This window comes from Nonomuraea sp. 3N208, from assembly GCF_052245935.1.
Taxonomy (GTDB): Bacteria; Actinomycetota; Actinomycetes; order Streptosporangiales; family Streptosporangiaceae; genus Nonomuraea.
Map to the genome: position 1 here is coordinate 128,811 of NZ_JBQQBR010000004.1, position 24,560 is coordinate 153,370.

Here is a 24,560-nt window from a genome sequence, read left to right on the forward strand (position 1 = left end):
AGGCTCTCGCCCAAACCCACAGGCCCAGGAGAAATCATGTCCTCTCGGCTGAACCCCTACCTCACCTTCAACGGCAACGCCCGCCTGGCGATGGAGTTCTACGCGAACGTGTTCGGCGGCAACCTCGCCCTCGACACCTTCGCCGAGTTCGGCGCCACGGACTCGCCGGACGCCGACCGGATCATGCATGCGGTGCTGGAGACCGACGCCGGCTACACGATCATGGCCAGCGACGTCACCAGCGACATGCAATACGAGCCCATGGCGGGCTCCTCGGTGAGTCTCAGCGGCGACGACGCCGACCTCCTGCGCGGCTACTGGGAAAGGCTGTCCGCGGACGGCACCGTCACGATGCCCCTGCAGAAGCAGATCTGGGGCGACGAGTTCGGCATGTGCGTCGACAAGTTCGGCGTGTCGTGGATGGTCAACATCAGCCAGCCGCAGACCTAGCAACTCAAGGAGACAGGCCAGCCGCCGACGCCGCATCCGCCGGGGTAACGAGTCTTCTTGCGGCAGCCTTCGCGGTTAGGTCAGCCTGGGCGTTGGCCATGCGGCCAGAGGACGGGCAGGTGAGATGTGATGGCGCGCGACTCACGGCGTGACCGAGTGATCGTGGCGTGCAACGCGCAGCCAGGATCCGTGGACGACTACCCGTTCGGCGGTGAGGTGGCGGTGTTCAAGGTCGCCGGCAAGATGTTCGCGCCGGTGGCGCTGGGCCCGCCGCCCCGCAGCGTCAGCCTCAAATGCGACCCGGACCTCGCGGTCACCCTGCGCGGCCAGTATGCCGCGATCACTGCGGGCTACCACCTCAATAAGCGGCACTGGAACACGGTCACCGCTCGACGGCTCCGTACCCGACGATGAACTTCTCGACCTGATCGATCATTCCTACGAACTGGTCGAGGCCCGCCTGCCCAGGGCGGAACGGAACAAGCTGAAACCTGACCGGTAGTCCCTGGGCCGCGGCCTCAACCCGCTGGGCCAATCTCTCCAGCGGCAGAATCCCTCCGGCCAGCAGCGCCTGTGGACAGGTAGTAGTCAGTCCCCGTCGTGGCACCACCCAGGCACCGCCCGCTCGAGCACCGCCGCCACCCGGTCGTCCAGGACGACCCCGCACCATCGAGAAGCTGCGCCACGCTCGGTTGAAGATCGCCCTCTCACAGCCTACCAAGAACCAAAGAACCCGAGTACCCTAGGGCTTGGAGGCAACGACGATGGCTGAACCGACAGTACGATCGAAGACGCCCGCGCCCCTGAAGGTGGATATCGAGACGGATCGTCTGATCACCCAGGGCGCCCATTTCCTGAACGTGACCAAGAAGGACCTCGTCGCCGACGCAGTCAAGATCTACATGGAACTCAAGCGGGAGGAAATCCGCCGAGGTGTGATCGACGCGATGAAAGTCCTCGACGGCAGCCTAAAAGCTGATGTGATGGCGTTGACCGGGCTGACCGCCGAAGAGATCGACGCGGTCGGCGGAATCGAGGACTAGCTCCAGGAGTGTGTATGCGTCCTGCCCGTCCCACGCTTCGCACGCTCACGGAGGACCTGAAGCTGCCGATCCCTCCGGTGAGGGTGCCATTGGACCACGTGGATCATCCACTGCTGGCCAAAGTCGTCGCGCAGTTCGCGGAGCAGGGCGTCAAGCACGAGCGGATACGCGCGATAGATGACGAGGTCGTGTACAAGGCGAAGGTGCAGCGGTGGCGCGGAGCGGTGTGGAGCGACGCGGACATTCCCTGGCTGATCGCGGCGGGGCAGCGCTCCGAGGGCTCGCCCGATGATTTCTACGCCGACCTGGAGACACGGGCGAAGGCTGCCCGCAGTCGATACAACGCCGAACATACTCCACCGCTGCGAACCGACACCTACATTGGCGAGTTCCTGCCCGACCGCCTCGACCTGGTGCGTTATCAGGCCGAGGCGGGAATCAGATTCCGAAGCACGCTCGTTAACGCGATCTTTTCGCTGGTTCGTGCGTCGCTGAACGACGGTCATGAGCATGTCATCGAGTTCGACACCTTCACCCTAGGCGTCCTGGTGCGTGCCGATCAGGGGCACGAGACCTACGCGGCTGTTCACATCACCGGTTCGGTGCCTCCCAATCTCACCGCGGTGGTCCTGCGCAACATGCCCGGGTGTGACCCGGACGGATGGTTCTTGGAGATGACCCTGCCCACGCGTACGCTCCTGCCCGGCGAACAGGTCTGGTCGACAGTCATGGACCCGACGGCCGCAGCGGAGCTGCTCCATCACGAAGGCTGACCTGGCGGGGATCGGCCATGCACACGACGACGGCGTCCTTCCGCCCGTTGGACCCAGCCGAGGAACACACCGTCGGGGCAGTGCGTCGCCAGCGCTGCCGCGATCGCGCCGTGCAGGTTGGCGTCGTTGGGCAGGGCAAGGTGGTGCTCGTCCGGCTCGTCGTAGAGCGACAGGTCGAGCCGCGCCCCCGGGTACCTGCGGACCCCGGCCACGATCCCCCCTTCGCCCACGTATGACAGGGCGACCGAGCGGAGCCTGGACCAGGGATAGTCGTTGATGCCCCGCTCGGTGACGGTCAGTACGCCCATGGCCTTGGCCTGCAGATTTATCCGGATATATCCGGCGATGCCGATGGCCGCCACCAGCACCACGCCGACCATGAAGGCGATGTAGTCCGGGGCATTCACCCCCCGGTCCTCGGGCAACATCCCGCCGATGACGCCGACCACGATCAGTACGACAGCGGCGATGACGATCATCAGGCAGCCGAACATCCCCCTGTTCTGCCTGAGCGCGGCGGCCCGCAGGTCGAAGGCGGTTCCGTCGGGCGGCTGGCGGAGCACCTTCGCCTCTACAGTGGACTGGCTCCACCGCTTGACATCCTCGCGACCGAGCAGCATCCCGCCGGCGATGCCGCACAGCGCGGCCGCAATCCCGATCAGCTGCGACGGGTACACCTTGCCACCGTTGATCCCGATGGCTATGGCGGCGCCGCCGATCATGATTGGGCAGATCGCGAAGAGCGCCTTGCGCATCAGCCCGATCGCCATCGGCCCGCCCAGCCAGACCCGGGCAAGCCAGAAATACCAGGCCGAGCTCCAGAACACCCCCGCGAAGATCTCGAAGGGGGCGGCGTCGTTCCGCCAGACGAGCACGATGCCGCCGATGAGACCGAGCCAGAGGATGGCGAGCAGACCGACGGCCAGTTGGTGGGCGAGGGGACGCTGCATGCGCGGAATCCTAGCCCTCCAGGTGGATCGCCCCAGACGGGCAAGTTTGTACGGCGCGCCGTACATTCGGGGCGTTCGCCGCGTCGGCACCACCCAGGCGGAGCCAGCGTCGGTGGAGCTCCTCGCCGATGCCAGTCAGCCGCCCGAACCGGGGTGTTGGCGGGAAGACGGCGCTCCACAGGAGGCGGTCCCAACACCTACCGATCAGAAGGCTGACGGTCTTCAACGACCCCCTGGCAGTAGGGCTGAAGCGTTCTCATGTTGTGAGACCGAGTAGCTGAAGGCCATCGGTTGGGTAGCTGCGAGGAAGGGCTCAGAGGTTTTCGACGTAGCTGGCGGCCGCCCCCGGACAGTCGGCCCGGCCGAGCTCGCCACGCTGCGCCACCTGGTCGCCGACTTCGTGAGCGTCACCGAGGCCGCCCGCACCCTGAAGATCGGCCGGTCCACGGCCTGCAAGGCTCCCGCTGACGCACGGGAATGATCAGGCGGCGACCAGGCCGCATCAGCGCAGGTCAGCGATAAGATATTCGACCGAAATTTCCCGGAGACTAAGGCGACCCCGAAAAGGCGCTGCCCTGGATGCAGCGGTGGGCCTCGGCTTGGCTGCCGTCGATGCGACCTCGGCGGTGTGTAGGCGAAAGCGCTGGCCATGTGACCGAGTACGGCCGGGCATGATTTACTACTGGACCTTGCTAACTGTCACGGTTGACGGCGATCGCGCTGCGCGGCCGCAGGAACCACTGTCAGCCCGTGCATGTCGAAACAGCAATCTTTCAAGCGATGAGGATGAGGAACATGCGCATTGGCTTCCCGGTTTCTTTGGCCTGCGGTGTGGTGCTGGTTGCGGGCTGCAGCTTCAGCTTCAGCGCAGGTAGCACTTCCGTCGAGAGACCCACGGTCGAACAGCAGGTCGCCGACCAGTTGGCGGCGAAGGTCGGGCAGCGACCGAAAGCGGTCGAGTGCCCGGGTGACCTCAAGGGGGAGCAGGGCACCACCATGCGTTGCCAGCTGGAGGCCAACGACGGGACGAAGCTCGGCCTCACCGTCACGGTCACGTCGGTCAAGGGCAGCGATGTCAAATTCAGCATTAAGGTCGACAACAAGTAGAGGGGTTTCCACGAGGCCGCCCGGACCCGAGGCAAGATCATCTGCAGGGCCCTGCTCGAGCCAGCGGGCGGATGGAACGTGGACGGTTCGGAACTCCCGGTACGTCGATGACGGGACATCACCCGGCTGGAACGTCAGTTTGCTGGACGGCCCAGCGAGGTTCCATATCTGCATCTACGTCCAGGGCGGCGGCCAATCGTATTGCTTCAACCGATACTTCACCAACGGCTGAGTCGACCACCGGGCCGCCGAAAGTTCGCCATCCAGGCCAAGGACTTAAAGATCGCGCCCAAGGAGATGCTGAGCAACTCGACGGCGCCGTCCAGTACCGCGGTCGGTGCGAAGGCAGCGCGCAACTGCTCGGCAAGGTGGTCGAACAGAGGTGCGTGCCAGTGGCGCTGCCCACGGTGGCGTACCGCTAGTGGGCAGCGCTGCCCGGGACGACCATGTGCCACGCCAGTTCCCCTCAGCCGACCGCGCCTGCCGTCGAGTAGGTGACCAGGGTCTGGTCGGGGTTGTCTGCGAGTTGCAGCACGACGTGGCTGTAGTTGAGCGGCCCGAGCCTCGGATGGCGAAGCTTCTTCGATCCGCTGCCCACCGCCATGACGTCATGACGCGGCCACCACTGCCGGACCTCCTCGCTGTCCCCCTTCAACTCCTCGATCAGGGCCTCGAAGCCGGGATCGTCCGGATGGCCGGCCGCGGCGAGCCGGAATCGGCCGAGCATGGCCCGGGCCTCCGGCTCCCATTCGAGATACACCGTTCGGGCGTGCGCCGCGGTGAACATCCAGCGCACGAGGTTGCGCTCGCCGTCGGGCAGCTCGTCCCAGTCGGCGAACAACTCACGCGCGGCGGGGTTGGAGGCCAGTACGTCCCAGCGGCGTCCCTTGACGATCGTCGGGAACGGCTCGAGCCGCTGTACCAGGGCGACCACTTCGGGATCGATCCACTCCGTCGGTGCCGCGGCGGTACCAGGGCCGGGCCCGTCCTCGCCGCCGCGGGCCAGCACCCGCAGGTACTGCCGTTCTGCGCCGGACATCCGCAGCGCGTCGGCCAGGGCGTCCAGTACCTGGGCCGAGGGTCGCACGGGTCGGCCCTGCTCGAGGAACGTGTAGTACGTAACGGACATGTTGGCCAGCAGCGCGACCTCCTCGCGGCGCAGTCCCGCCGTGCGCCGGCGGCTTCCGGCGGGCAGGCCGACATCGCCGGGGCGCAGGCGCTCGCGCCGGGACCGGAGCAACTGTCCCAGGGCCTGAAGATCACCGGTTGTTGCCATACAGCGCAGCCTAGTCATGCCAATACCAGTAACAAGCTGCTCTGGTTACCAGTTTCAGTCGCGCCCATGCTGGACCCATGACGATCATCTGGGAAACCATCACCATCCCCGTGGCCGACGGCACCACCTTGCCCGCCTACCTGGCCCGCCCGGTCGGCCGCGCCGCCCCGGTCGCGGTGCTCGTGGCGCACGAGCTATTCGCGGTGAACCCCGACATCCGGGGCGTGGCCGATGCCTTGGCGCAGGCCGGGTACCTGACCCTGGTGCCGGAGTTCTATCACCGGCACGCCGAACCCGGCCGCTGGCTCGAACGCACCGACGCCGGGCGCCGAGAAGGATTCGCCCTCCTGCACCAGTTGCGCCGCAACGAGGCCCTGACCGACGTGGACACCTGCCTAAGCTGGCTGGGCGCGCAGCCAGACATTCAGCAGACCGCGATGATCGGCTTCAGCGCCGGCGGCCACCTGGCCTACCTGGCAGCCTGCCAACTGCCGATCAGCCACACCGCCGTGCTGTACGGCGGCTGGCTGCCCACCACCGATATCCCGATGAGCCAGCCCACCCCCACGCTGGACCTGACCCCTGGGATCAGCGGCCGATTGCTCTACCTGGTCGGCGAGCACGACACACTGATCGACACGGGCCAGCGCGGCCAGATCCGCGCTGCACTGGAGCAAGCCGACGTCAAGCACGAAATGGTCATCTACCCCGACGTCGCTCACGCATTCTTCTGGCCCGGCACGCCGGCCTTCGACCAGAAGGCCCGAGACGACGCCTGGACCCGGGTCCTGAGCCTGCTCGCCGACTCTTGAGACTCCCTCAGAACGAGCTACACCATTCCTCGAAAGCCTGTGACTATGCCGAGCCGCGGGCGGCGGCGTCCCTGCTCAGCCGGCTCCCGAGGCTCGGGAACCCCGCACCGGCCCCGCCTGTTCGCCGAGATCTCCCCACCGGGCCGGCCGGACGGGATGGCGGTGGACACCGAGGGCAACGTCTGGAGCGCCATTGCGGGCGGCGGCCACCTCGTCTGCTTCTCCCCCGCGGGCACCGAACTGCACCGCGAACCGATCCCTGTCCCCACCCCGACGAGCTGCTGTTTCGCGGGCCCAGAACGGGACCGGCTGATCGTCACGACCAGCAGGAAGCGGATGAACGCCACCGCCCTGGCCGCCCACCCGTAGTCCGGCCACACGTGGGACGCGGGCCGGGTCGGCGCAACCGGCACCCCGCAGCTCCCCTTCGCCGGAACCCTGCCGTCACGGTAGCCGTCCACCCGGCCTGACGGCGATCACCACGAGCCCGCCCGCTCCCGGCCATGGACATGGCGCCGGTTCGCGTCGAGATTGGTCGGCAGGCGTGGTCATCGCGCTGGCAGGCGCCGATCGGACGACATGAGGAGCGTGCATGAGGATCGTGGAACTCGCCTCGGTGGACGGGTACATCGCCTTTGACCTGGACTGCCCGACGAGCGCGGGCGGCACGCGGCTCGCCCCGGACGTCACCCGCGGCGAAGCCGGGCTGCTGGCGCGGGCGATGACGTACAAGCTGGCCGTGCTCGGCGAGCGGATCGGCGGTGCCAAGGCGGTGCTGCGGGCCAAGGCCGAGGACCGGGCGGCCACCGTGGCCCGCTATTGCCAGGAGATCACTCCGCTGGTCGAGAAGGGCGTTTTCCTCACGGCCTCGGATCTGGGCACGCGTACGCAGGACTTCGCCCCGCTGCCTGGCTACCGTACCGACTCGGTGATGCACCAAGAGGTCGGCGGCGAGCTGGTGGACACCATCGTGACCGGCTTGGGCGTGGTCGTTGCCGCGGAGACCGCGCTCGGCGGTCTGGCCGGGCGGACGCTCGCGGTGGAGGGGTTCGGCAAGGTGGGTGGCGCCGTCGTGCGGGAGGCCGCGCGGCGGGGCGCGCGCATCGTCGCCCTCTCGACCCTGCACGGTTGCGTGGCCGACCCCTCCGGGCTGGACGTCACCGCCCTGGAAGAGCTGCGCACGGAGCACGGCGACGCCTGCGTCGGCCGGCTCGGTCTGCCCGTGCACCCCGCCGGGGCACTGTACGAGGCGGCCGCGGACGTGCTGGTGCCCGGCGCGCGGACCGGCACCCTGACCGCCGAGCGCGCCGCCCGGGTACGCGCCCGCGTGGTCGCCCCAGCGGCGAACGTGCCCTACACCGCGGCCGGGCTGCGTACGCTGCAGGAGCGTGGCGTGATGACGCTGGCGGACTTCGTCTGCGGCGCCGGCGCCACGATCGGCTACCTCGCCGAACGAGCCGGCCAGCTCTCCGACGCCGCCTCGGCACGGGCCCTGGTGGGACAGCGGGTCGGCCGACTCACCGCCACATCGCTGGAGCACCCCGGCGGCCCGTTCGCGGGCTCGTGCGCCATGGCGGAGGGGTTCCTCGCCACCTGGCGCGACTCGGGCGGCCTCCCCGATGGCCCACCCCTCGCTCCCGAGCCGGGACGGTGAGGCCCCCCACCACGCGGGTGTGCTGCACGATGGGGAGCGACGGCATGGGTCACGGGCGGCGGACGCGGTAGCGCAGGTGCGTGACCTCCGGGGTGGTCAACCGGCGGCCCAGGTCGAGCTCGATGTGTTCGGCCGGCAGGTTGTCGAACAGCCGTCGCCCCTGCCCGAGCAGGACCGGTACGACGTGCAGTTCCAGCTCGTCAAGCTGCCCGGCCCGCAGCAGTGCCTGCGCCGCCCCGGCCCCGTGCACCATCACCTCGCCGTCCCCGGCCGCCGCACGGGCTCGGGCGGCGCACTCGCGCACCTCGGTAACGTAGCGGACACTGCCTGGCGGCGGTTCGTCCGGGACGTCGTGGGTCAGGACAAAGACCGGTACGCCGTCGTGGTGGTCGCCCTGCCAGCGGCCGGCCAGCTCGTAAGTACGGCGACCGGAGATGACGGCGCGGGTGGACATCGCCTCGGTGAACACCTGGCCGCTCGGCCCCGGCTCGTTGCGCCGGTCGAGCCAGTTGAACAGGCGGAACCCGCCGATGCCCAACGGCGCGTCCACGCTGTCGTGTGGCCCGGCCACGTAGCCGTCCAGGGACATGGTCATGTACAGCCGGATGATCGCCATCGCTCAGCCCTCCGATCGCACGCGGTAGCGCAGGTGCAGCACATCCGGCGCGTCCAGGGAGCGGAGCGGTTCGAGCTCGATGTGGTCGGGCGGCATGTCCTCGAACAACCGGCGGCCCTGCCCGAGCAGTACGGGGATCAGCTGCAGCTCCATCTCGTCCAGCAGGCAGGCGCGAAGGCACTCCTGCGCGGTCGCGGCGCCGTGCAGCAGGATGTCGCGGCCGCCGGCTGCGGCTTTGGCCTGCGCGACACAGGATTCGATGCCGTCGGTGACGTAGCGTGCATGTCCCGGCGCGGGCTCATCGGGTGCGGCATGGGTCAGCACGAAGATCGGGACCCCGTCGTGATGGTCACCGGCCCAGCCGCCCGCGATATCGAAGGTACGCCGACCGACGATCACCGCTCCCGTGTCCATCAGCTCGTCGAACACGGTTGCGCTGGGCTCGTCGACGGGCCGGTGCGAACGCGGATCCACGCCGCCGGGACTCAGCCAGTCGTGCAGCCGCTCTCCGTTGACGCCGAGTCCGTGATCCGTTCCGTCGTCCGGGCCGGTGATGAAGCCATCCAGGGACATGGACATATAGAGGACGACCTTGGCCATGGGGTTCACTCCGTTCAGTGGTGCGGGGCGGGAGTCCGCGCGGCATTGCGCGGCCGTTCTGCTCCTTCAGAAAGGTGCCGTCGTGGCCGCGCTGGCGAGCGGACGGCCTCGGTGCGGCGGGTGTCGTCGGTACTGACGTGCCGGCCGGGCGAACTCATCGGTCCGCACGGAAAGTCGCCAAGGATCGCGATATGTCCGGGTGTGCACGGTACGGTGGTGACCCCGTAGCAGCGTGTGAGGAGAACGGTGGGCGCGAGCGAGCAGGCCGAGAACGCCGCCGATCCGGACAACCTCCTGCCCGGGCCGGAGGCCGACGACTTCGCCGAGCTGGTCCGCCGCCATCGCCGCGAGCTGCATCTGCACTGCTACCGCATGCTCGGTTCCTTTGACGAGGCCGAGGACCACGTCCAGGACGTGCTGCTGCGGGCCTGGCGGTCCCGGGAGAGCTTCCAGGGCAGGTCGAGCGTGCGTACCTGGCTGTATCGGATCGCCACCAACGCGTGCTTGGACACGCTCCGCCGTGACGCCCGCCGCGCCGCGCCCGCGTTGCCGGGGCCATCGGCCGCACCGGCCGGTTCCGGACCGTCGGTCGCCGGCATGCCGTGGCTGCAGCCCTATCCGGACCAGCTGCTGGACGAGCTGGCCGGCGACCAGCCGGGCCCCGAGGCAGTGGCGGTGAACAGGGAGACGATGTCGCTGGCCTTCCTGGCGACTATCCAGCTGCTGCCACCGCGCCAGCGAGCCGTGGTGATCCTGCGCGACGTGGGCGACTGGTCCGCCGCGGAGACCGCCGTCATGCTCGACATGACCGTCCCCGCGGTCAACAGCGCACTGCAACGAGCCCGCGCCACGCTGCGCGAGCAGTGGCCGGGCGGGCGGCTGGAATGGGCACCGGCCGCACAGCCCGATCCCGGGCACCGCCGGCTGCTGCAGACCTACATCGCGGCCCACGAGCACGCCGACCCGGAGATGTTGATCGCGGTGCTGCGCCACGACATCCGGCTGGCCATCTCCCCGCAGGTCGGCGAATGGCAGGGCCGGGACGACGTGGCCGCCGCGCTTCGCCGCGGCATGAACTCCCTCGGCCGGTGGCGACTGCTGCCGATCTCGGCCAACGGGCAGCTTGGCGCCGCCGGTTACTTACGCCCTCCGGGTGAAAGCGTGTTCGTGCCGTTCGTGCTCGCACTGCTGCGCTTCGACCAGGGCGCCCTGGTCGACGTCGCCGCCTTCGAGCAGCCGTCGCTGTTTCGCAGGTTCGGGCTACCGGCCTGCCTGACCGGTGACGGGGCGGCTTATGGGGCCAGTTCGTAGACCAGGTCAAACTCGGTGGACGTCGCTGAAGAGAACCGGCGGCCGCCCCGCCATCGAGCAGAAATGAGCTTCTGGCCAGGGGAAACCTGAGTCAGGGGCTTCGTCGTCTGTCCGGCTGAGTCCGGCCGTCACCGATCGTTTGCGGTTGATCGTTCCCAATGCGTTCCCAAAATCGAGCGGCTCAGAGATTGCCTGCGCACCGGGCGCCAATCGTTCCGGCCTGGGTGCGCTCCTGGCAGTCCGTCCGCGCGCTGATCGCCTGGCACCCGTGACACCGTCTACGTCCTGAGCGAACGAACGACCCGACCACGAAATCGCCGACCTTGACGTTCTTCACCTCTGCGCCGATCTCCTCGACGACGCCGACGTACTCATGCCCCATCACCTGGTGGTCGACCGGTTCGACGCCACGGTAGGGCCACAGGTCCGATCCGCAGATACACGTCGCCGTCAACCGGATGATCGCGTCCGTCGGCTCGATGATCTTCGGATCCTCGCGCTCCTCCACGCGGACGTCCCCGGCGGTGTGCATCACCACTCCCCGCATGAATGTTCTCCTTGCTGCTCTTGCATCGGCACTCGCTCAGGCCGACAACCACTTCGTCCCATGGCGCGCCATTCGCGCCTGTCACGACCCATGGAACCTGGTGACCGCGCTCACTGGCAGGGTCTGACAGCACCCCCCAGCTAGACCAACTACCCAGGCGGGCCACGTCACCGCCGCCCCCATCGCGGACTGTCACATGCAGCATGGGACAGGAGAAAGCCTTTCTGTGGCCCCGCACCACCGGTTCCGGCCGCTACGCACGGTCAATCGACAGGCGGCCGCGAGTATTCGCACTCAGTAATAGATCTTCTTGCAAGAGGTAAGGCGCAGGAGCCCTCACTGCCCGGCAACTCGGCCGAATATCCGCTGCAGCCGGATTGCCGTGCGGTCTCGCACCACCGGGATTCGCTGAAACCGCTCCTGCGCGTCCAGGGTGACGTGCTCCTCGATCAGTTCCCAGGAAAGGCCCGCGCAGAGTCCGCACTTGCGTGTTGCGGCACGTGGAAGGCGCACACCTCTCTACTACGAAGGCCGGCGAATGGGCGGCAGCCGCAGAACACGTTGTGTCCTGCGGCTGCGCGGTGTCGCACCGAGCGGGTGACGGATCAGTCGGCGGTGGTGTCCCAGCCGTAGTCGGGCAGGTCGAAGAAGTCGTCACCGTCCAGAGTGTCGACGCTGCCGGTGGCCAGTCCGTTCATCAGTGACTCGACCCCGGTCCGCACCGAGTCGATGAACATGCCCTTGTGGGTCTGGCCCAGATCGTCCTGCTGGCCGCGCACTTCGAACAGGACGGTGCCGGTGCCGTTCAGAGCGAACGCCGATCGGCCCTGGCCGGCGTACTCGCGCGCGTCCGGGTGGAAGTAGCGGCCGACGGCTGCGAGGGGCGACTGCGCGCCGTACTTTTCGATCAGCCCGTTGTAGACCGAAAGCGCGTAACGGCGTGACTTGTCCTGATCCAGCGCCGGCCACTGCGCCTTGTAGGCGGCGCCGTCCTGTACGCCGAGGGGCGGGTAGTCCAGTGAGAAGGTGATGAGGTCGCCGTCCTGGGGTCCGCCGGTCAGGCGATCGCATGGTCCCATGTGGTGCAGGTCGATATAGGCGTCCACGGCGCCCTTTTCCTGGCGCAGGCCGACGTACACGTCGCGGATCGCGCGCGATTCCGGAGTCAGGAAGAATCCCGCGTCGGTGTCCTTGCCGGGCAGATCCGCGGCCCGCGGCACGTAGTCGAGATCGGGGTTGAAGTCCCGATTGAGGTCGTAGCCCGGGAGGTCGATCCCGTCACCGCGCAGGCTGTGGTACCAGGCCGCGGGAGCGCCTTGCAGTTGCGGGAACGCGGCCACCGTGTCGGCCCACGACAGCACGTTGATGCGCCGGTTGAGCTCGCCGCCGTCGGGGTTGACCATCGGCATCGCGACCAGCGTGATGTCCTCGAGCAGCTGCCTCGTCCGCGCGTCGCCGCCGCTGCCGAGGTCCTTGAGGATCGCGAGCAGTGCCTCGGTCCCGGTGCGCTCGTTGCCGTGGATCGCCGACGTCACCAGCAGGACTCGGTCACCGGTCCCGACGCGGGCCGCCCACAGCGCCCGGCCTTGTGAGGAGTTGCCCACGACCTCCACGTCGACGCGTCCACCGCTGGTTCGCTCTATCTGCGCCAGCGCGTCGCCGACCTGCTCATGGTTGGACCAGCCAGACCAGGAGGGGTCCTCCTGGATCTTGCAGTTTCCCGGGCCTTCCGCGGCCAGCGCGCTCGCGGGCGGGACAGTGACGATTGACGCGGCCAAAGCCACCGCGATAGCGGCGGCCAGCCTGCTCATCCGGGCGCTGAAGAATCTCGGTGACGGGCTTCCCGCGTTCCCCTCGGCTTTTCCTGGAAACCGTTTGCGCAGATGCACTACTGCTCCTCGCATAAATCAGCCAGGCCCGCCACGGGGTAACCGGCACCCCTGGCGGACAAGTCACCAGTGACGTTTCCACGGTGACCGCCTCCGGAACAAGACTGGAATGCTGTCAGTTTCCTGGGTGTTTGACAGTCCTCGGCACGTCGAGGTGGACCGGCATCGGGTCAGTGATTACGGCTGTGCCGCTGCGGCCTCATCAGCGTGTCTCGCGCGTCGTTGGCCGGCTGTATCGGACGGGCGAGGTGGAGGCCTAGGTCACGCCATAACGACATGTCCGAAATATCATTATGGTCATGGCGATTATTGTCATTTGCCGAGCTCTCGGGCGTAGCAGCGTTGGGAGATCGGCGGCGATGGTGGCGGCCGAGACGGCATCCTTCACCTGTGCCGACGCCTGGCGGAACACCCCAGAGCCGCCCCGGAAGATGACTGTACGGCCCTATTTGGACACCGAGCGTGACACTTGTCATGCTCGTTTGTGTTTGTTACAAGAGTCATGGCGACCGGCGCCGGTCGTGTTGCGGCAAGCACGAAGGAAGGACGATTTATTCTGCGTCGCCTTGCCGGGGTGACCCCGACGCCCACGGCCCTATTTGGTCCATATCCATTCAGCGGCCACCGGCTACGGCAGCGGCGCAAGGAGCAGGCAGTGTTCGTTCACTAATCCCTTTCCCTCGCCTCCGCCAAGGCGATTTCATGTTGGCGGGATCGGGTTTTCTCATGCGCCGGAACTTCGTGACCTCGAGTGGTGGTGGAGTGCGCCCTGAAAGCGCGTTCGCCGTGACAGACGTACACCGGAAAAGGAGACTTTCTTGTTAAGGAAGCGACGGGCAGCAGTTGTTCTGGCCACCGTCCTGGGCCTCACGATCTGGGGGACGGCCACGGCGTCCGCCGATCGTACGACGCCGGGAGGTCCCTGGGTCCAGGACGCGCAGCAGGTCTCTCTCCAGCGCCTGCACACCTACGACGAGCTCACCACCGCGTTGCAACACCTGGAACAGCGCTCCAAGGGCGCGATCGACGTCGAGTCGATCGGGAAGACGCACGAAGGCCGCGACATCTGGACCGCGACGGCCGGTACCGGACCGACCAAGGTTCTCTACATCACGCAGCAGCACGGCAACGAGCCACTGGGCACGGAGGCGGCCCTGCAACTCCTGCAGCGAATCGGCGCCTCGCAGGCCACCTGGGCCACTGACGTGCTCGACGACGTGACGCTTCGCGTCGTCGTGCGCGCGAACCCCGACGGCACCGAACGGTTCCAGCGGCAGAACGTCGATCCGGGCTGCTCCGGCGCCTTCTGCGCGCCCGGGGTGGGATTCGACATCAACCGCTACCACGACCCGGCGATGTCCCCCGAGGCCAACCCGGTGCCGGAGGCGGCCGCGATCCAGCGGATGGTGCGCTCGTGGCGGCCGGACATCACCGTGGACTACCACCACCAGGGCAGCTACCGCCAGCCCGACGGTTCCCTGGACACCACCTCGATCCTGTGGCCCACCAACCCCGGGGTGGCACCACAGGTCGTCGCCGACAGCAAGCGGGTCGCGGCCGTGGTGTACACCTCGCTGCAGCAGTACGGCTTCGCCAACGTCAGCCTCTACCCCGGCGACTCCCTCCCGGGCATCGCGCGCAACTCCTTCGGCTTGCAAGGCAGTGCGAGCCTGTTGATCGAGCTGCGCGGCGGCCTCGGCCAGAAGTCCGGTGGCTATCTGATCCGGACCGCCTATGCCTCCATGGCCGCCCTGCTCCAGGCCGCTGCCGACGGCAGCCTCGCCGCCATCGACCCGGCCGTCGCCGACACCATTCCGCGCCGCGGCGAGCCGGTCGACCAAGACGACGTGGAGTGACAAACGCCATGATGAAGAGGAACCGAACCACGTACGGCACCGTGGCGCCGAAGCTGGCCGGCGTGGGCCTGGCGGTGGCGGCCCTGGTGGGCTCGACCCTGCCGCTGGCGCCGCCCGCCGCCGCCCAGCCCGCGAACGCACACTGCGGCACGTCCACCGGGGACACCGGCGCGTCCGCCTGGACGAGCCACGCCGAGCTGCGCCAAGAGCTCCAGCGGCTCGAATCGCAGCGTTCCGACGTCCTTGGCGTGACACAGATCGGTGCGTCGAACCGCGGACGTGAGATCTGGGCCGCGCGGACTGGCACCGGCCCCAAGGTCGTACTGATCACCAGCGAGATCCACGGCAACGAGAAGACCGGCACCGACGCCGTGCTCTCTCTGCTGCGCACCATGACGGCCGACACGCCGGAGGCCAAGCGCCTGCGGTCGCTGGTGACGCTGGTCGCCGTACCCAAGATGAACCCGGACGGAGCAGAGCTCGACCGGCGCGGCAACGACCGCACCTGGGCCGAGGTCGTCGCGGACTTCCCGCAGCTGGCGGGGGCGCAGCCGGCGTGGAACTACTACACCGAACCGCGATCGGGAGACGACTACGCCACGCGCCCCGGCTTCGACGTCAACCGTGACTACCACCCGGACCTGAACTACGTGCCGCGAGCCGCGGACTTCCCCGGCTCCTCATCCGAGCCCGGCTGGTACATCCATCCGGAGTCGCGGGCCATCAGGGACCTGTACCAGTCGCTGAAGGCGGAGTTCGGCGCCGTCGACACTTACCTCGACCTACACCACCAGGGCCCCTGCGACCTCGACGAGAGCGGTGAGAACCAGGTGACCATGTCGCTGTCGGGCAAGTTCGTCGACGTGGAGAACCACCAGGAGTACAACCGCGGCTACCGCCTCGACTACTCCAAGCGGCTCACGCTGGCCGCGTACGACGCCCTGTCGCTCCGCGGCCAGTCGCCGTTCGGCTCATTGACCCTCTACCCGCAGGACATCGACCTGCCGGGCACGGGGCTCGGCTCGTTCGCGCTCAACGGCTCCGGCACCGTGCTGTTCGAAGTACGGGGACAGACCCAGACCTGGGGCGCCAAGCAGCGCGGGCAACTGGTTCAGACGGTCACCAACGGACTCGACGGCATCATCGAGGCCGTGGGCACCGGTGCGGTGAACCAGATCGACCCCGTCCGGTACGACGACATCCCGGAGACCCAGGAGTAGGCGTGTCGCGAAGGCCACCGCGTGGACCGCCTGGACAAGGCCACGGGTCAACGGATGGACGGCGGGGTTTCCGATAGCCGGGTCTGCCGCGGCAACACCAAGCATCCCACCGGCAAGTGCTCGAATTGGAAGCGAAGTCCCTCCCTCCTTCCCACGGGTGGGTAGAGCGTCAGCGCCACAAGAACACCAGCGCGGTGAGGGCGAGGCTCAGTGCCACGAAAGCCGGCGTTCTGGGGTGACGGGCGGCCTCCCGGTGTGAAGAGATCACCAGCGTGGCGCCCAGGACCAGCGCGGCCAGCACGTGCAGCCCGTACCACAAGACGATGGGGAGCTTTCCTAGGACGGTATCGGACAGCAGGTCGTCAGCGGATCCGTAGCCCGCGAGTCCGCTGAGCAGCACCAGGCCCAAGCCCAGCAGGGCGAGCACGTACCGGAAACGGCCGAGCAGGGCCCAGACGACGGTTCCCAGCACGAGCAGGACCGAGGAGCTGTGATGCAGTTGCCGGATAGGCAGGCCGCCCCGCACTTCGAAGCTGATCCTCAGGACGGAGTCGTAGGCGGCGCTCATCGGGACGCCTCGTAGCGGCTCGTAGCTGCCGTCGTACGGCACCATCTGGCCGTCGGGCGTATAGAAGAAGGCCAGGAAGCTGCCGGTGAGCAGGACGACCACGAAACAGTAGACGAGCATCTCGCCTACCAGTTGCCTCGCCCGTTCCATTCGGCATATTTCACCATAAGAACACCTGCTGGCGGTGCGTGTTCTCCTGGCCCACCGTGCCGTCAGAGGGTGGTGAGCCAATGGCCGACAGACAACCCGACGCCGCCGCGGAAGAGGCGAAGATCGCCGCGCTCGTGAAGAAAGCGGTCAGCTGAGGGGCTGAGCGGCCACTGCTGTAGCGAACTCCCCGATCGAGTATGGCGCCGCTTCGGGTCGACCCAAGGTAGGGAGGACTCATGACGTACGAGATTCGTCCAATCGGAGTCGTCGAGTCGCCGTTGATCGATCCCGCGAGCGCTCCGAAGCAGGGTGTGGAGGGCAGTCCCGAGGCCTGGCTGGCGTTCGATCCCGCGATGGCCGATGGCATCCGCGATCTTACGGTCGGGGATGAGGTGTTCGTCCTCACGTGGCTGCATCTCGCCGACCGGTCCGTGTTGGCTGTACATCCACGCGATGATCTGCGGAACCCGCTGACCGGTGTCTTCAGTACCCGTTCCTCCGACCGGCCCAATCCCATCGGACTGCACCGAGTTCGGGTGCTCGCGATCGACGGGTTCCGGGTGCGGGTCGCCGACCTCGAGGCCATCGACGGCACCCCGATCGTCGACGTGAAACCGGTCCTGGACGCAACGCGCTAGTGGCGAATCCTGGTCCGTGGTGCCGAAAAACCGTCCTTGAAGGTGTTCACACGCGCCTCGTGCACCCGGATCAGAGGCCCTTTGTCGCTACGTGGAAGCCACCTTCCACACGAAGCCGTCCGGGTCGGTGAAGGGCCCGGCGTCACTGCCAATCACGAGGCGGTGCGATCCGGTGCCCTCGGGAGACACGCCGGCAACCTTGGCGAGGGCGCGGCGCTTGTAGAGCGACAGCTTGACGGGACTCGACGGAGCGGCGAACTCGACGTACTTGCCGCCAAAGCTCTTCGTCGCGGCAAAGCCGCGGTCAACGTAGAACCGCTTGCTCGCAGCGACGTCCGCGACTCCCAGCTGGAGCACGATCTCGTCGATCTCCCGGGTGGCCGGGCCGGTGTCCTTCTTCGCCGAGGACGCCGACCGTCATGATCGTCCCGTCCGGGGCTTGTATGACACCGCCGTAGCCCCAAAGCGACTTCGCGGCCGGCTTCAGCGGCGTGGCGTCGGCGTCCCCACTCACCGGGGTGATCCGCTGGGCCGATCGCGCTCTCGGCGGATCGTCGGCTTCCTTCCCTTGATGGTGCTCCGCCGCAGAGCCCTGATCACCTCGTCGGCGGCGTCTTCGGGCACCTCGACCAGAGAGAAACGGTCAGCGATCTCGATCGTCCCGATGTCACGCCCACTCATGCGGGATTCGCCCGCGATCGCACCGACCAAATCCTGCGGCCGCACTCCGGCCGCGCGCCCAAGACCGAAGAAGAGACGGGTCATCCCCCTTGCGGGTATGCGGCCGCGCCGCTCCCGGCCTCCGGCCACCTCACGACGTCCCTGCCTGTCCGCCCCGGTTCGCGGAACGACCTCGGGAATCTCCTCCTCGTCGGCCACGGCTCCACCGGACTCATGCGCGAGCTTCACCGCGGCGAGGGCCACTTCCATGACCTCGAACTCATCCGTGAGCGACTCCACCACGACGCGGAAGGGCTCCAGGTCGTCTTGGAGGACGCTTTCCTCCAGGGCGGCGCGGGTCAGCTCCAGGCGACGCGCGCGCATGTCGGCGACGGTCGGCAACCTTTCCACACCGATCCGCTGCCCCGTCACCCGCTCGATCGCCTTGAGCATGCGATGCTCACGCGGCTCGGCCAGGGTGAGTGCCACCCCCTCCCGGCCGGCCCGTCCCACCCTGCCGATGCGGTGGACGTACGACTCGGGTGCGGAGGGGACGTCGTAGTTGACGACGTGAGAGAGTTGCTCGATGTCGAGGCCACGCGCGGCCACATCAGTCGCGACGAGCAGCTCCGCCGTCCCGCTCCGCAGTCGCCCCATCACGCGATCGCGCTGCTCCTGGTCCATCCCCCCGTGCAGGGCCTCGGCACGGTAGCCGCGGCCGTTCAAGGTCTCGGTGAGCCGGTCCACCTCCTCACGGGTGCGGCAGAAGACGATCGCGGCTGCTGGCGCTTCCACATCCAGCAGGCGCCCGAGCGCCGCAGGCTTGTGCGCCCGGGCGACCACATAGGCGCTCTGCCGCACCAACGGGGCCTCCCCCCGGGCCGCGGCCTGCCGCCCTATCTCAATCCGGACCGGGTCGCGCAGATGACGGCGAGCGATCCCGGTGATGCGCGGCGGGACCGTCGCCGAGAAGAGCACCGTCTGGCGACCCTCCGGAGTCGCCTGGAAGATCGCCTCGATGTCATCGGCGAACCCCATGTCGAGCATCTCGTCCGCCTCGTCCAGTACGACGGTCCGCACGCCACGCAGGCGAAGCGTCTCCCTGCTGATGTGGTCTAGTGCGCGCCCAGGGGTCGCGACCACGACATCGACCCCTCGCTTGAGCGCCTGCAACTGACGGACGATCGGTGCCCCACCGTAGATCGGGAGGACGCGGGTGCCCATGTTGCGGCCGTAGCGATGGAAGGCCTCGGAAACCTGGACGGCCAGCTCCCGTGTGGGCACGAGCACGAGCGCCACCGGGTCACCGTCGTCGGTCGGGGGCATGCGCTGAAGCACGGGCAGCGCGAACGCCGCCGTCTTCCCCGTACCGGTCGCAGCCTGCCCGAGCAGGTCGCGCCCCTCCAGCAACGGCGGGATCGCCTCGCACTGGATAGGGGTGGGCTCCTCGTATCCCAGATCGGACAGCGCGCGCAGAAGCTCGGTCCGCAACCCCAGGTCGGCGAAGCTCGACGCACCATCAGACGTGTTCAAGGCCATCGTCGGCGCCTCCTCCAGCACCCCCTACCTCCGGACGCAGCCGGAAAACACACTCCCCCTCTGCCGCGTCTGTTCGCCGCCTCCCGTCCATACGGTGCGTCGCCGGTCGGCCGAGCTCTCGAACTGTCGATCTCTCGCGGACCGCACCCCAGCGATCTGCTCTCATCCATCGGCCGCATGACCGGAAAGCGGCCTTGCCCGTCCTGGCTCCCATTCCGCCTCGCGTTACTCCTCATGCCGCCTGGGTATGCGGGATGTTCGCTCCGATCCCCATCACCGCAGCGGCAAGGAGGCCCATCGTTCACCGCTCGACACCGGAGCCTTCCTCTCGACCTTCGACCAGCAGCTTGCCGGGTGGCGCGGCTGCGGGCCGTCCTGTTGCCCAACGGTACCGCTCGCCCGAGACGGAAGATCACGTGCGGATGAGTAGGACCCGCTCTGTATGCGATGCTCCAGGCCCTCTAGATGATCAATTCCAAGGGATGCCTGCGGAGGGTGTGGGGTGGGCGGCGGCCGAAGCCACCGCGAGACGGTCAGGCGGCGGGCTGCCGGCCCTGGTTGTCGAGGTGGCAGCGGGCGGTCAGGCGTCAGGGTCGACTTCGGGGTGCGTGAACCGCACGGGCTTGCCCAGCGACCGGGCGTAGGCGATTTCGGCTCGGGTGCTGTCTCCGATGTAGTCGCCGACTACGAGCACCTCATCAGCGAGCCGGATCTTCGCCCGGTGCAGATCGTCGAGTCGAACCTTCAGCGCCTCGGCCTCGACAGGATCGGACCAAAGTTCGTGCGGCGACTTCATGTCACAGCCCGGTTTGACGACAATCTTTCCGGCTTTGGTCTCCCGCAGATCGGCCTCGGTCATCTCGGTCATGAAGCGGGTGGAGCCGCAGATCACGACGATACGCGGGAGGCTCAACAGCTTCTTCGCGTCGGCGAGCTTCTCCTCGGGGGTGAGCAGTTGCGGGTATGACACTGGTTCCTCCTGGTGGTGTGGTCCAAGGGGTGCCTGCGGAGACGAGAACGAGGGTCTCCAAGATCGTTTTGTGACGAACGACATGGACACCCTCGCGACAGCACTCTATGCGACGACCGACGACATGCTGAAGGAGCATCCCGACCTGGCGCCGTGGCGCCCGCCGGTCGGCATTACGCCCCGCCTGAGCGATGCCGAACTGGTCACCCTCGCCACGATGCAGGCCATACTCGGCTACACCTCCGAGGCCAAACGACTCCGCCATGCCCGTGCCCACCTGCGCCACCCCTTCCCCTACCTGCCCCAGCAGCCCGGCTACAACAAGCGGCTGCGCAAGGCCGCCGGTCTGATGCGAAGCGTCAACCGGATCCTGGCCACCACCACCTCGGTGTGGAGCGACGACGTATGGGTCGTGGACTCCACCCCGGTGGAATGCGGCCGCTCCCGCGAGACCGTCAAACGCTCCGACCTGGCAGGTTGGGCCGAGTACGGCTACTGCGCCAGCCACAGCCGCTTCTTCTGGGGCCTGCGCCTGCACCTGGTCTGCACCCTTCAGGGCCTGCCCATCGCCTTCGCCCTGACCGGGGCCAAGGCCGACGAACGCGAGACCCTCCTTGACCTCCTGGCAGCCGAATGCGAGCTTCTGCGAGAGCGCCCCCGACAGACTCTCATCGGCGACAAGAACTACTTCGGCCGTGGTTTCGAACGCGAACTGTCCGAGCATGGAGTCCAGTTGCTGCGGCCTGCCCGTAAAGGTGAACGGGAACGGCCTGGCGCAGCCCTGTTCAAGCCGCTGCGACAGGTCATCGAATCGATCAACGAGACCTTCAAGGGGCAGCTTGACCTCGAACGGCACCGAGGGCGCACACCCGGAGGTGTCATAGCCCGCGTCATGCAACGCATCCTCGCGCTGACCGCCGCGATCTGGCACAACGACGCCACCGGACAAACCGTCCTACGCTCACTGATCGCCTACGATCACTGACCCCTTGGAATAGATCATCTAGACGTGCTGGCCGAATTTGATCAAGCCACGTGACCGAAGATGACGACCTGCAGTATCCAGACATAGAGGAAGGCGAAATCCGTGCCGGGATCACGGAAGACGACAGGGCGATAGTCGGGGTGGACGCCCTTCTTCATCGCCCCTCCTGCAAGGAGCACGCGCTGGCGGATGGTTTGGCCAAAGTGGTTCCCTTCCGCTTGCGAATCATGTCATGATAACGACAACGATTTTCATCTTCGCGAGGGCAAGCAGCCAGCCGCGCTCATCGGCTCGGGCCGAACCGGCAGCGACTCGACGAGGAGTCCGGCTCTGGACGGCGAAGAATGGCCATCACTGCCCGGGAAGGAGATCACGTGGAAATCGACCATGTGGTGCTGGCCGCGCGGAGCCGTGAGCAGGCAGAGCAGGTGTTGAGTGCGCACGGGCTCGCAGTCGCGCGGGGACGGGTGATACCAGGCTTCGGGGTGTCGAACCTGGTCGTGCCGCTGGGGCGGTCGTCTCTCGAGATCCACTATCCGAACTGTGAAGTTCCGGACTCGACTCTGCCGCCGATCGCGGCAGCCCAGGCGAGGGCCCTGGACAGGTATCCGGAGCCGTTGGTGCCGGTCGCCTGGCTGGTCGGGTTCGAGGACGTGGAGTCACTTCATCGCCTGGCCTCCCAGAACAACCTGACGATCTCCGACGTGCCGGAGGAGGGGCCTGGCTATCCGGCCTATACGTTGGCGGGGTTCGGCCCGAACATGATCCGGCGCTGGCTTCCCGCACTCATCCACTGGCCGGTGCCGCACGAGGAAAGACCGCACGCGCTGACCGCACCACACACCCGCCAGCCGACCGGCATCGTCGGCCTCGACATAGCAGGTTCACAAAAGGACGTCGAGCAGTGGTGCGGAGGCCTGCCCGCAGGCGTGCGCGTCGTCGAAGGCGACGCTGGCCCGCTGCGCGTCAGCATCGGATTCGACGATGGCGCGTCGATCACGCTGGGCGTCCGCTAACCCGATATCGAGAGGTAAACGTCAATCCTGCGACAGGCAGGACTACGTGGCCCGGATCGCCACCTGCGTCCTCGAGAGCCGTCAGGGCATACCGGCCTGCCGCCCCGGCCCGTCGACGCGACGGCATACCCGATGAATACGATCTTCTCCCGGATGGACCGTCCGGCCACCCATCACGAGGATGTGGCGTCCCTGCTGCACTCTTGACGATCGCTTCATCCCCTCTCTAGTCTCACAAAATGGTAATCATTGTCAATTTGAGCTGAGAGGGTGCGAGTGGCCGACGAATACGAGCGATCCGGGGAGTTCGTCGACGTGATGCTCGCGGCGCACTGGGCAGCGCTGGGGCCACCACTGGCAGAGGCGCTGCGCGGAGTGTCCGGCCCGATCGTGGACGTGGGCGCGGGCGGGGGGCACGGCACGCGGGTGATCGCGGAGGCGGTGACCGAGGCCGAGATCATGACCGTCGAGCCGGCGTTGGCGTTGCGGTCCATCCTGCTGGCTCGGGTGAGCGAGAGCCCCGGTCTGTGTGACCGGGTGACCGTGCTGCCGGAGGGCCTACTTGAGGCGGCGCTGCCGGACCAGCTGGGCGCCGTCGTAGCGATGAACGTCATCGGCCACTTCGACCCGGCCGGGCGACAGGCCATCTGGACCATGCTCGCCGAACGGCTCCTGCCCGGCGGCCGGGCGGTGCTGAATCTGCAGCCGCCCACGGAGCCGATGACGGTGCCGGAATCCAGGTTCGCCGACGTACGCCTTGGGCGGCGCAGGTACGAAGGATGGGGCCGAGCGGAGCCCGTCGGCCCCGACCGGATCGCCTGGCACATGACCTACCGCACCTACCACGACGACCGGCTCGTCGGCGAGCTGGAGACGACCTACGACTGGTGCGTGCTGGACGAGGAGCGGCTCGAGAAGGAGCTCGACGAGCATGGCCTCGTGCTTTCCCGCACTGGTCCCGCCGAGCTCGGCATGTATCGCATCGACAGAGGAGACGCGTGATGTACGAGGTGATCGTGGTTGGCGGCGGCCCGGCAGGGCTCAGTGCGGCACTGGTGCTGGGACGGCAGCGGCGCCGCGTCCTGGTGGTGGACGCCGGCCGACCGCGTAACGCGCCGGCCGCGGAGATGCACATGTTCCTCGGCCGGGACGGCGGCTCCCCCGCGCAACTGCTGGCCGACGGCCGTGCGGAGGTCGCCGCCTATCCGACGGCCGAGTTCAGGCAGGGGCGCGTGAGCTCGGCGGAGGGCGAGTCCGGCCGCTTCACGCTGACCCTGGAGGACGGCGAGCGCGTGGAGGCGTCCCGGTTGATGCTGGCGAGCGGGCTGACCGACGAGCCTGTCGGCGTTCCAGGGCTGGCCGAGCGGTGGGGCAAGAGCGTGTACCACTGCCCCTTCTGCCACGGCTACGAAACGAACGGAAAGGTGCTCGCCGTCATCGGCAACGGGTTCGACGCGATGCTCGCGGCCTATGTCGCCGACCGCTACAGCGACGACGTGGTGCTGTGTACGAACGGCCCGAGCGCCCTGCCCGAACCGGTGGCCGCCGTCGTCAAGGCCCGCGGCATCCCCGTGATCGAGACACCGTTGGCAGGCATCGACGGAGAGCTGGACGCGCTGACCTTGAGCTTCACGGACGGGACGACACTGGCGCGCGAGGCCGTCTACCACCGGGCGCCCACCCGGCCGAACACCGACCTGGCCATTCAACTCGGCTGCGTGCTGCTGCCCGACGGCTGCATCGAGGTGGACGAGTATGGCAAGACCAGCGTGCCCGGCGTCTACGCGGCCGGGGACGCGGCCCACTTGAAGGCGGTGCCGGAGCCGGTGACTCTGGTGGGACCGAGCGCAGCCGACGGGGTGCGGGCCGCGGTCTGGCTGGAGCAGGAGCTGTTCCGCGCCGGGCTGCCGGTGGCGCTGGGCTGACACCA

The 24,560-nt window shown here is 67.7% G+C and carries 25 protein-coding genes and 1 pseudogene; 16 read left to right on the forward strand and 10 right to left on the reverse strand.

What is annotated here, in order from left to right:
• The first annotated feature begins 36 nt into the window (after positions 1 to 36).
• From ACTWPT_RS07000 to ACTWPT_RS07015, 4 genes are all read left to right on the forward strand, one after another.
• Positions 37 to 450: a VOC family protein gene (locus ACTWPT_RS07000; RefSeq protein WP_443176413.1), complete on the forward strand. Its 414-nt coding sequence runs from the start codon at positions 37 to 39 to the stop codon at positions 448 to 450.
• Positions 451 to 579: 129 nt separating this feature from the next.
• Positions 580 to 864 carry an MmcQ/YjbR family DNA-binding protein gene (locus tag ACTWPT_RS07005; RefSeq protein ID WP_443176414.1) on the forward strand — a complete coding sequence of 95 codons (285 nt, stop codon included), beginning with the start codon at positions 580 to 582 and terminating at the stop codon, positions 862 to 864.
• A 350-nt stretch (positions 865 to 1,214) separates the two neighbouring features.
• Positions 1,215 to 1,493: a hypothetical protein gene (locus tag ACTWPT_RS07010; RefSeq protein WP_443176415.1), complete on the forward strand. Its 279-nt coding sequence runs from the start codon at positions 1,215 to 1,217 to the stop codon at positions 1,491 to 1,493.
• A gap of 98 nt (positions 1,494 to 1,591) precedes the next feature.
• Positions 1,592 to 2,266, forward strand: a complete 675-nt coding sequence (locus ACTWPT_RS07015; RefSeq protein WP_443176416.1) for a hypothetical protein — start codon at positions 1,592 to 1,594, stop codon at positions 2,264 to 2,266.
• Here the strand turns inward: ACTWPT_RS07015 and ACTWPT_RS07020 are convergent.
• Positions 2,254 to 3,216, reverse strand: a complete 963-nt coding sequence (locus ACTWPT_RS07020) for a hypothetical protein (RefSeq protein ID WP_443176417.1) — start codon at positions 3,214 to 3,216, stop codon at positions 2,254 to 2,256. The genes ACTWPT_RS07015 and ACTWPT_RS07020 overlap by 13 nt on opposite strands.
• Before the next feature lie 795 nt (positions 3,217 to 4,011).
• Between ACTWPT_RS07020 and ACTWPT_RS07025 the strand changes: the two genes are divergently transcribed.
• Positions 4,012 to 4,323, forward strand: a complete 312-nt coding sequence (locus ACTWPT_RS07025; RefSeq protein WP_443176418.1) for a DUF4333 domain-containing protein — start codon at positions 4,012 to 4,014, stop codon at positions 4,321 to 4,323.
• Between the two features lie 466 nt (positions 4,324 to 4,789).
• On the opposite strand, the gene ACTWPT_RS07030 is transcribed toward ACTWPT_RS07025, so the two are convergent.
• Positions 4,790 to 5,599, reverse strand: a complete 810-nt coding sequence (locus ACTWPT_RS07030) for a helix-turn-helix transcriptional regulator (RefSeq protein WP_443176419.1) — start codon at positions 5,597 to 5,599, stop codon at positions 4,790 to 4,792.
• 77 nt (positions 5,600 to 5,676) lie between these two features.
• Here ACTWPT_RS07030 and ACTWPT_RS07035 point away from each other — a divergent pair, with 77 nt between their 5' ends.
• From ACTWPT_RS07035 to ACTWPT_RS07045, 3 genes are all read left to right on the forward strand, one after another.
• Positions 5,677 to 6,411: a dienelactone hydrolase family protein gene (locus ACTWPT_RS07035; RefSeq protein WP_443176420.1), complete on the forward strand. Its 735-nt coding sequence runs from the start codon at positions 5,677 to 5,679 to the stop codon at positions 6,409 to 6,411.
• Between the two features lie 45 nt (positions 6,412 to 6,456).
• Positions 6,457 to 6,780: an SMP-30/gluconolactonase/LRE family protein gene (locus ACTWPT_RS07040; RefSeq protein WP_443176421.1), complete on the forward strand. Its 324-nt coding sequence runs from the start codon at positions 6,457 to 6,459 to the stop codon at positions 6,778 to 6,780.
• Positions 6,781 to 7,003: 223 nt separating this feature from the next.
• Entirely contained in the window at positions 7,004 to 8,065 is a 1,062-nt protein-coding gene (locus ACTWPT_RS07045; RefSeq protein WP_443176422.1) for a Glu/Leu/Phe/Val dehydrogenase dimerization domain-containing protein, read from the forward strand.
• Positions 8,066 to 8,114: 49 nt separating this feature from the next.
• Here ACTWPT_RS07045 and ACTWPT_RS07050 read toward each other — a convergent pair whose 3' ends face one another.
• Positions 8,115 to 8,681 carry a dihydrofolate reductase family protein gene (locus tag ACTWPT_RS07050; protein ID WP_443176423.1) on the reverse strand — a complete coding sequence of 189 codons (567 nt, stop codon included), beginning with the start codon at positions 8,679 to 8,681 and terminating at the stop codon, positions 8,115 to 8,117.
• A gap of 3 nt (positions 8,682 to 8,684) precedes the next feature.
• A complete protein-coding gene (locus tag ACTWPT_RS07055) occupies positions 8,685 to 9,281 on the reverse strand; it encodes a dihydrofolate reductase family protein (RefSeq protein ID WP_443176424.1) in 597 nt (198 codons plus the stop codon).
• Positions 9,282 to 9,527: 246 nt separating this feature from the next.
• Here ACTWPT_RS07055 and ACTWPT_RS07060 point away from each other — a divergent pair, with 246 nt between their 5' ends.
• The gene (locus tag ACTWPT_RS07060) at positions 9,528 to 10,592 is read left to right on the forward strand and encodes an RNA polymerase subunit sigma-70 (RefSeq protein ID WP_443176425.1); all 1,065 of its coding nucleotides are present in this window, start codon (positions 9,528 to 9,530) and stop codon (positions 10,590 to 10,592) included.
• 259 nt (positions 10,593 to 10,851) lie between these two features.
• On the opposite strand, the pseudogene ACTWPT_RS07065 reads toward ACTWPT_RS07060, so the two are convergent.
• Positions 10,852 to 11,139: pseudogene (locus tag ACTWPT_RS07065) on the reverse strand (alcohol dehydrogenase catalytic domain-containing protein); the annotation flags it as partial.
• Between the two features lie 605 nt (positions 11,140 to 11,744).
• Positions 11,745 to 12,917 carry a M14 family zinc carboxypeptidase gene (locus tag ACTWPT_RS07070; RefSeq protein WP_443176426.1) on the reverse strand — a complete coding sequence of 391 codons (1,173 nt, stop codon included), beginning with the start codon at positions 12,915 to 12,917 and terminating at the stop codon, positions 11,745 to 11,747.
• Between the two features lie 929 nt (positions 12,918 to 13,846).
• Between ACTWPT_RS07070 and ACTWPT_RS07075 the strand changes: the two genes are divergently transcribed.
• Together ACTWPT_RS07075 and ACTWPT_RS07080 are read left to right on the forward strand one after the other, a co-directional pair.
• On the forward strand, positions 13,847 to 14,884 hold the full coding sequence (locus tag ACTWPT_RS07075) for a M14 family zinc carboxypeptidase (RefSeq protein ID WP_443176427.1): 1,038 nt from the start codon (positions 13,847 to 13,849) through the stop codon (positions 14,882 to 14,884).
• A gap of 11 nt (positions 14,885 to 14,895) precedes the next feature.
• Positions 14,896 to 16,104 carry a M14 family zinc carboxypeptidase gene (locus ACTWPT_RS07080; protein ID WP_443176428.1) on the forward strand — a complete coding sequence of 403 codons (1,209 nt, stop codon included), beginning with the start codon at positions 14,896 to 14,898 and terminating at the stop codon, positions 16,102 to 16,104.
• Between the two features lie 169 nt (positions 16,105 to 16,273).
• Here ACTWPT_RS07080 and ACTWPT_RS07085 read toward each other — a convergent pair whose 3' ends face one another.
• Positions 16,274 to 16,822 carry a hypothetical protein gene (locus tag ACTWPT_RS07085; protein WP_443176429.1) on the reverse strand — a complete coding sequence of 183 codons (549 nt, stop codon included), beginning with the start codon at positions 16,820 to 16,822 and terminating at the stop codon, positions 16,274 to 16,276.
• Positions 16,823 to 17,058: 236 nt separating this feature from the next.
• Between ACTWPT_RS07085 and tsaA the strand changes: the two genes are divergently transcribed.
• Positions 17,059 to 17,460 (forward strand): tRNA (N6-threonylcarbamoyladenosine(37)-N6)-methyltransferase TrmO, encoded by a 402-nt coding sequence (gene tsaA / locus ACTWPT_RS07090; RefSeq protein WP_443176430.1) that lies wholly within the window; start codon positions 17,059 to 17,061, stop codon positions 17,458 to 17,460.
• A gap of 87 nt (positions 17,461 to 17,547) precedes the next feature.
• On the opposite strand, the gene ACTWPT_RS07095 is transcribed toward tsaA, so the two are convergent.
• The 3 genes from ACTWPT_RS07095 to ACTWPT_RS07105 all read right to left on the reverse strand — a co-directional run bounded on the left by ACTWPT_RS07095 (position 17,548) and on the right by ACTWPT_RS07105 (position 20,527).
• The gene (locus ACTWPT_RS07095; RefSeq protein ID WP_443176431.1) at positions 17,548 to 17,817 is read right to left on the reverse strand and encodes a hypothetical protein; all 270 of its coding nucleotides are present in this window, start codon (positions 17,815 to 17,817) and stop codon (positions 17,548 to 17,550) included.
• Between the two features lie 153 nt (positions 17,818 to 17,970).
• Entirely contained in the window at positions 17,971 to 19,659 is a 1,689-nt protein-coding gene (locus tag ACTWPT_RS07100; protein ID WP_443176432.1) for a DEAD/DEAH box helicase, read from the reverse strand.
• 580 nt (positions 19,660 to 20,239) lie between these two features.
• The gene (locus ACTWPT_RS07105; protein ID WP_357252041.1) at positions 20,240 to 20,527 is read right to left on the reverse strand and encodes a hypothetical protein; all 288 of its coding nucleotides are present in this window, start codon (positions 20,525 to 20,527) and stop codon (positions 20,240 to 20,242) included.
• A gap of 172 nt (positions 20,528 to 20,699) precedes the next feature.
• Between ACTWPT_RS07105 and ACTWPT_RS07110 the strand changes: the two genes are divergently transcribed.
• From ACTWPT_RS07110 to ACTWPT_RS07125, 4 genes are all read left to right on the forward strand, one after another.
• On the forward strand, positions 20,700 to 21,614 hold the full coding sequence (locus ACTWPT_RS07110) for an IS982 family transposase (RefSeq protein WP_443176659.1): 915 nt from the start codon (positions 20,700 to 20,702) through the stop codon (positions 21,612 to 21,614).
• 374 nt (positions 21,615 to 21,988) lie between these two features.
• Positions 21,989 to 22,630 (forward strand): VOC family protein, encoded by a 642-nt coding sequence (locus ACTWPT_RS07115; RefSeq protein ID WP_443176433.1) that lies wholly within the window; start codon positions 21,989 to 21,991, stop codon positions 22,628 to 22,630.
• Between the two features lie 276 nt (positions 22,631 to 22,906).
• Complete coding sequence (locus tag ACTWPT_RS07120) at positions 22,907 to 23,632, forward strand: class I SAM-dependent methyltransferase (protein ID WP_443176434.1); 726 nt, start codon at positions 22,907 to 22,909, stop codon at positions 23,630 to 23,632.
• Complete coding sequence (locus ACTWPT_RS07125) at positions 23,632 to 24,555, forward strand: NAD(P)/FAD-dependent oxidoreductase (RefSeq protein WP_443176435.1); 924 nt, start codon at positions 23,632 to 23,634, stop codon at positions 24,553 to 24,555. The genes ACTWPT_RS07120 and ACTWPT_RS07125 overlap by 1 nt, the downstream gene beginning before the upstream one ends.
• Positions 24,556 to 24,560: the final 5 nt, after the last annotated feature.

Bases quoted from the DNA above. Each gene is read 5' to 3' on its own strand.
- ACTWPT_RS07020 (WP_443176417.1), bottom strand. From the start codon at position 3,216: ATGCAGCGTCCCCTCGCCCACCAACTGGCCGTCGGTCTGCTCGCCATC.
- ACTWPT_RS07080 (WP_443176428.1), top strand. From the start codon at position 14,896: ATGAAGAGGAACCGAACCACGTACGGCACCGTGGCGCCGAAGCTGGCC.
- ACTWPT_RS07010 (WP_443176415.1), top strand. From the start codon at position 1,215: ATGGCTGAACCGACAGTACGATCGAAGACGCCCGCGCCCCTGAAGGTG.
- ACTWPT_RS07030 (WP_443176419.1), bottom strand. From the start codon at position 5,599: ATGGCAACAACCGGTGATCTTCAGGCCCTGGGACAGTTGCTCCGGTCC.
- ACTWPT_RS07035 (WP_443176420.1), top strand. From the start codon at position 5,677: ATGACGATCATCTGGGAAACCATCACCATCCCCGTGGCCGACGGCACC.
- ACTWPT_RS07000 (WP_443176413.1), top strand. From the start codon at position 37: ATGTCCTCTCGGCTGAACCCCTACCTCACCTTCAACGGCAACGCCCGC.
- ACTWPT_RS07055 (WP_443176424.1), bottom strand. From the start codon at position 9,281: ATGGCCAAGGTCGTCCTCTATATGTCCATGTCCCTGGATGGCTTCATC.
- tsaA (WP_443176430.1), top strand. From the start codon at position 17,059: ATGACGTACGAGATTCGTCCAATCGGAGTCGTCGAGTCGCCGTTGATC.
- ACTWPT_RS07025 (WP_443176418.1), top strand. From the start codon at position 4,012: ATGCGCATTGGCTTCCCGGTTTCTTTGGCCTGCGGTGTGGTGCTGGTT.
- ACTWPT_RS07085 (WP_443176429.1), bottom strand. From the start codon at position 16,822: ATGGAACGGGCGAGGCAACTGGTAGGCGAGATGCTCGTCTACTGTTTC.
- ACTWPT_RS07125 (WP_443176435.1), top strand. From the start codon at position 23,632: ATGTACGAGGTGATCGTGGTTGGCGGCGGCCCGGCAGGGCTCAGTGCG.
- ACTWPT_RS07005 (WP_443176414.1), top strand. From the start codon at position 580: ATGGCGCGCGACTCACGGCGTGACCGAGTGATCGTGGCGTGCAACGCG.
- ACTWPT_RS07105 (WP_357252041.1), bottom strand. From the start codon at position 20,527: ATGACCGAGATGACCGAGGCCGATCTGCGGGAGACCAAAGCCGGAAAG.
- ACTWPT_RS07040 (WP_443176421.1), top strand. From the start codon at position 6,457: ATGCCGAGCCGCGGGCGGCGGCGTCCCTGCTCAGCCGGCTCCCGAGGC.
- ACTWPT_RS07050 (WP_443176423.1), bottom strand. From the start codon at position 8,681: ATGGCGATCATCCGGCTGTACATGACCATGTCCCTGGACGGCTACGTG.
- ACTWPT_RS07045 (WP_443176422.1), top strand. From the start codon at position 7,004: ATGAGGATCGTGGAACTCGCCTCGGTGGACGGGTACATCGCCTTTGAC.
- ACTWPT_RS07100 (WP_443176432.1), bottom strand. From the start codon at position 19,659: ATGGCCTTGAACACGTCTGATGGTGCGTCGAGCTTCGCCGACCTGGGG.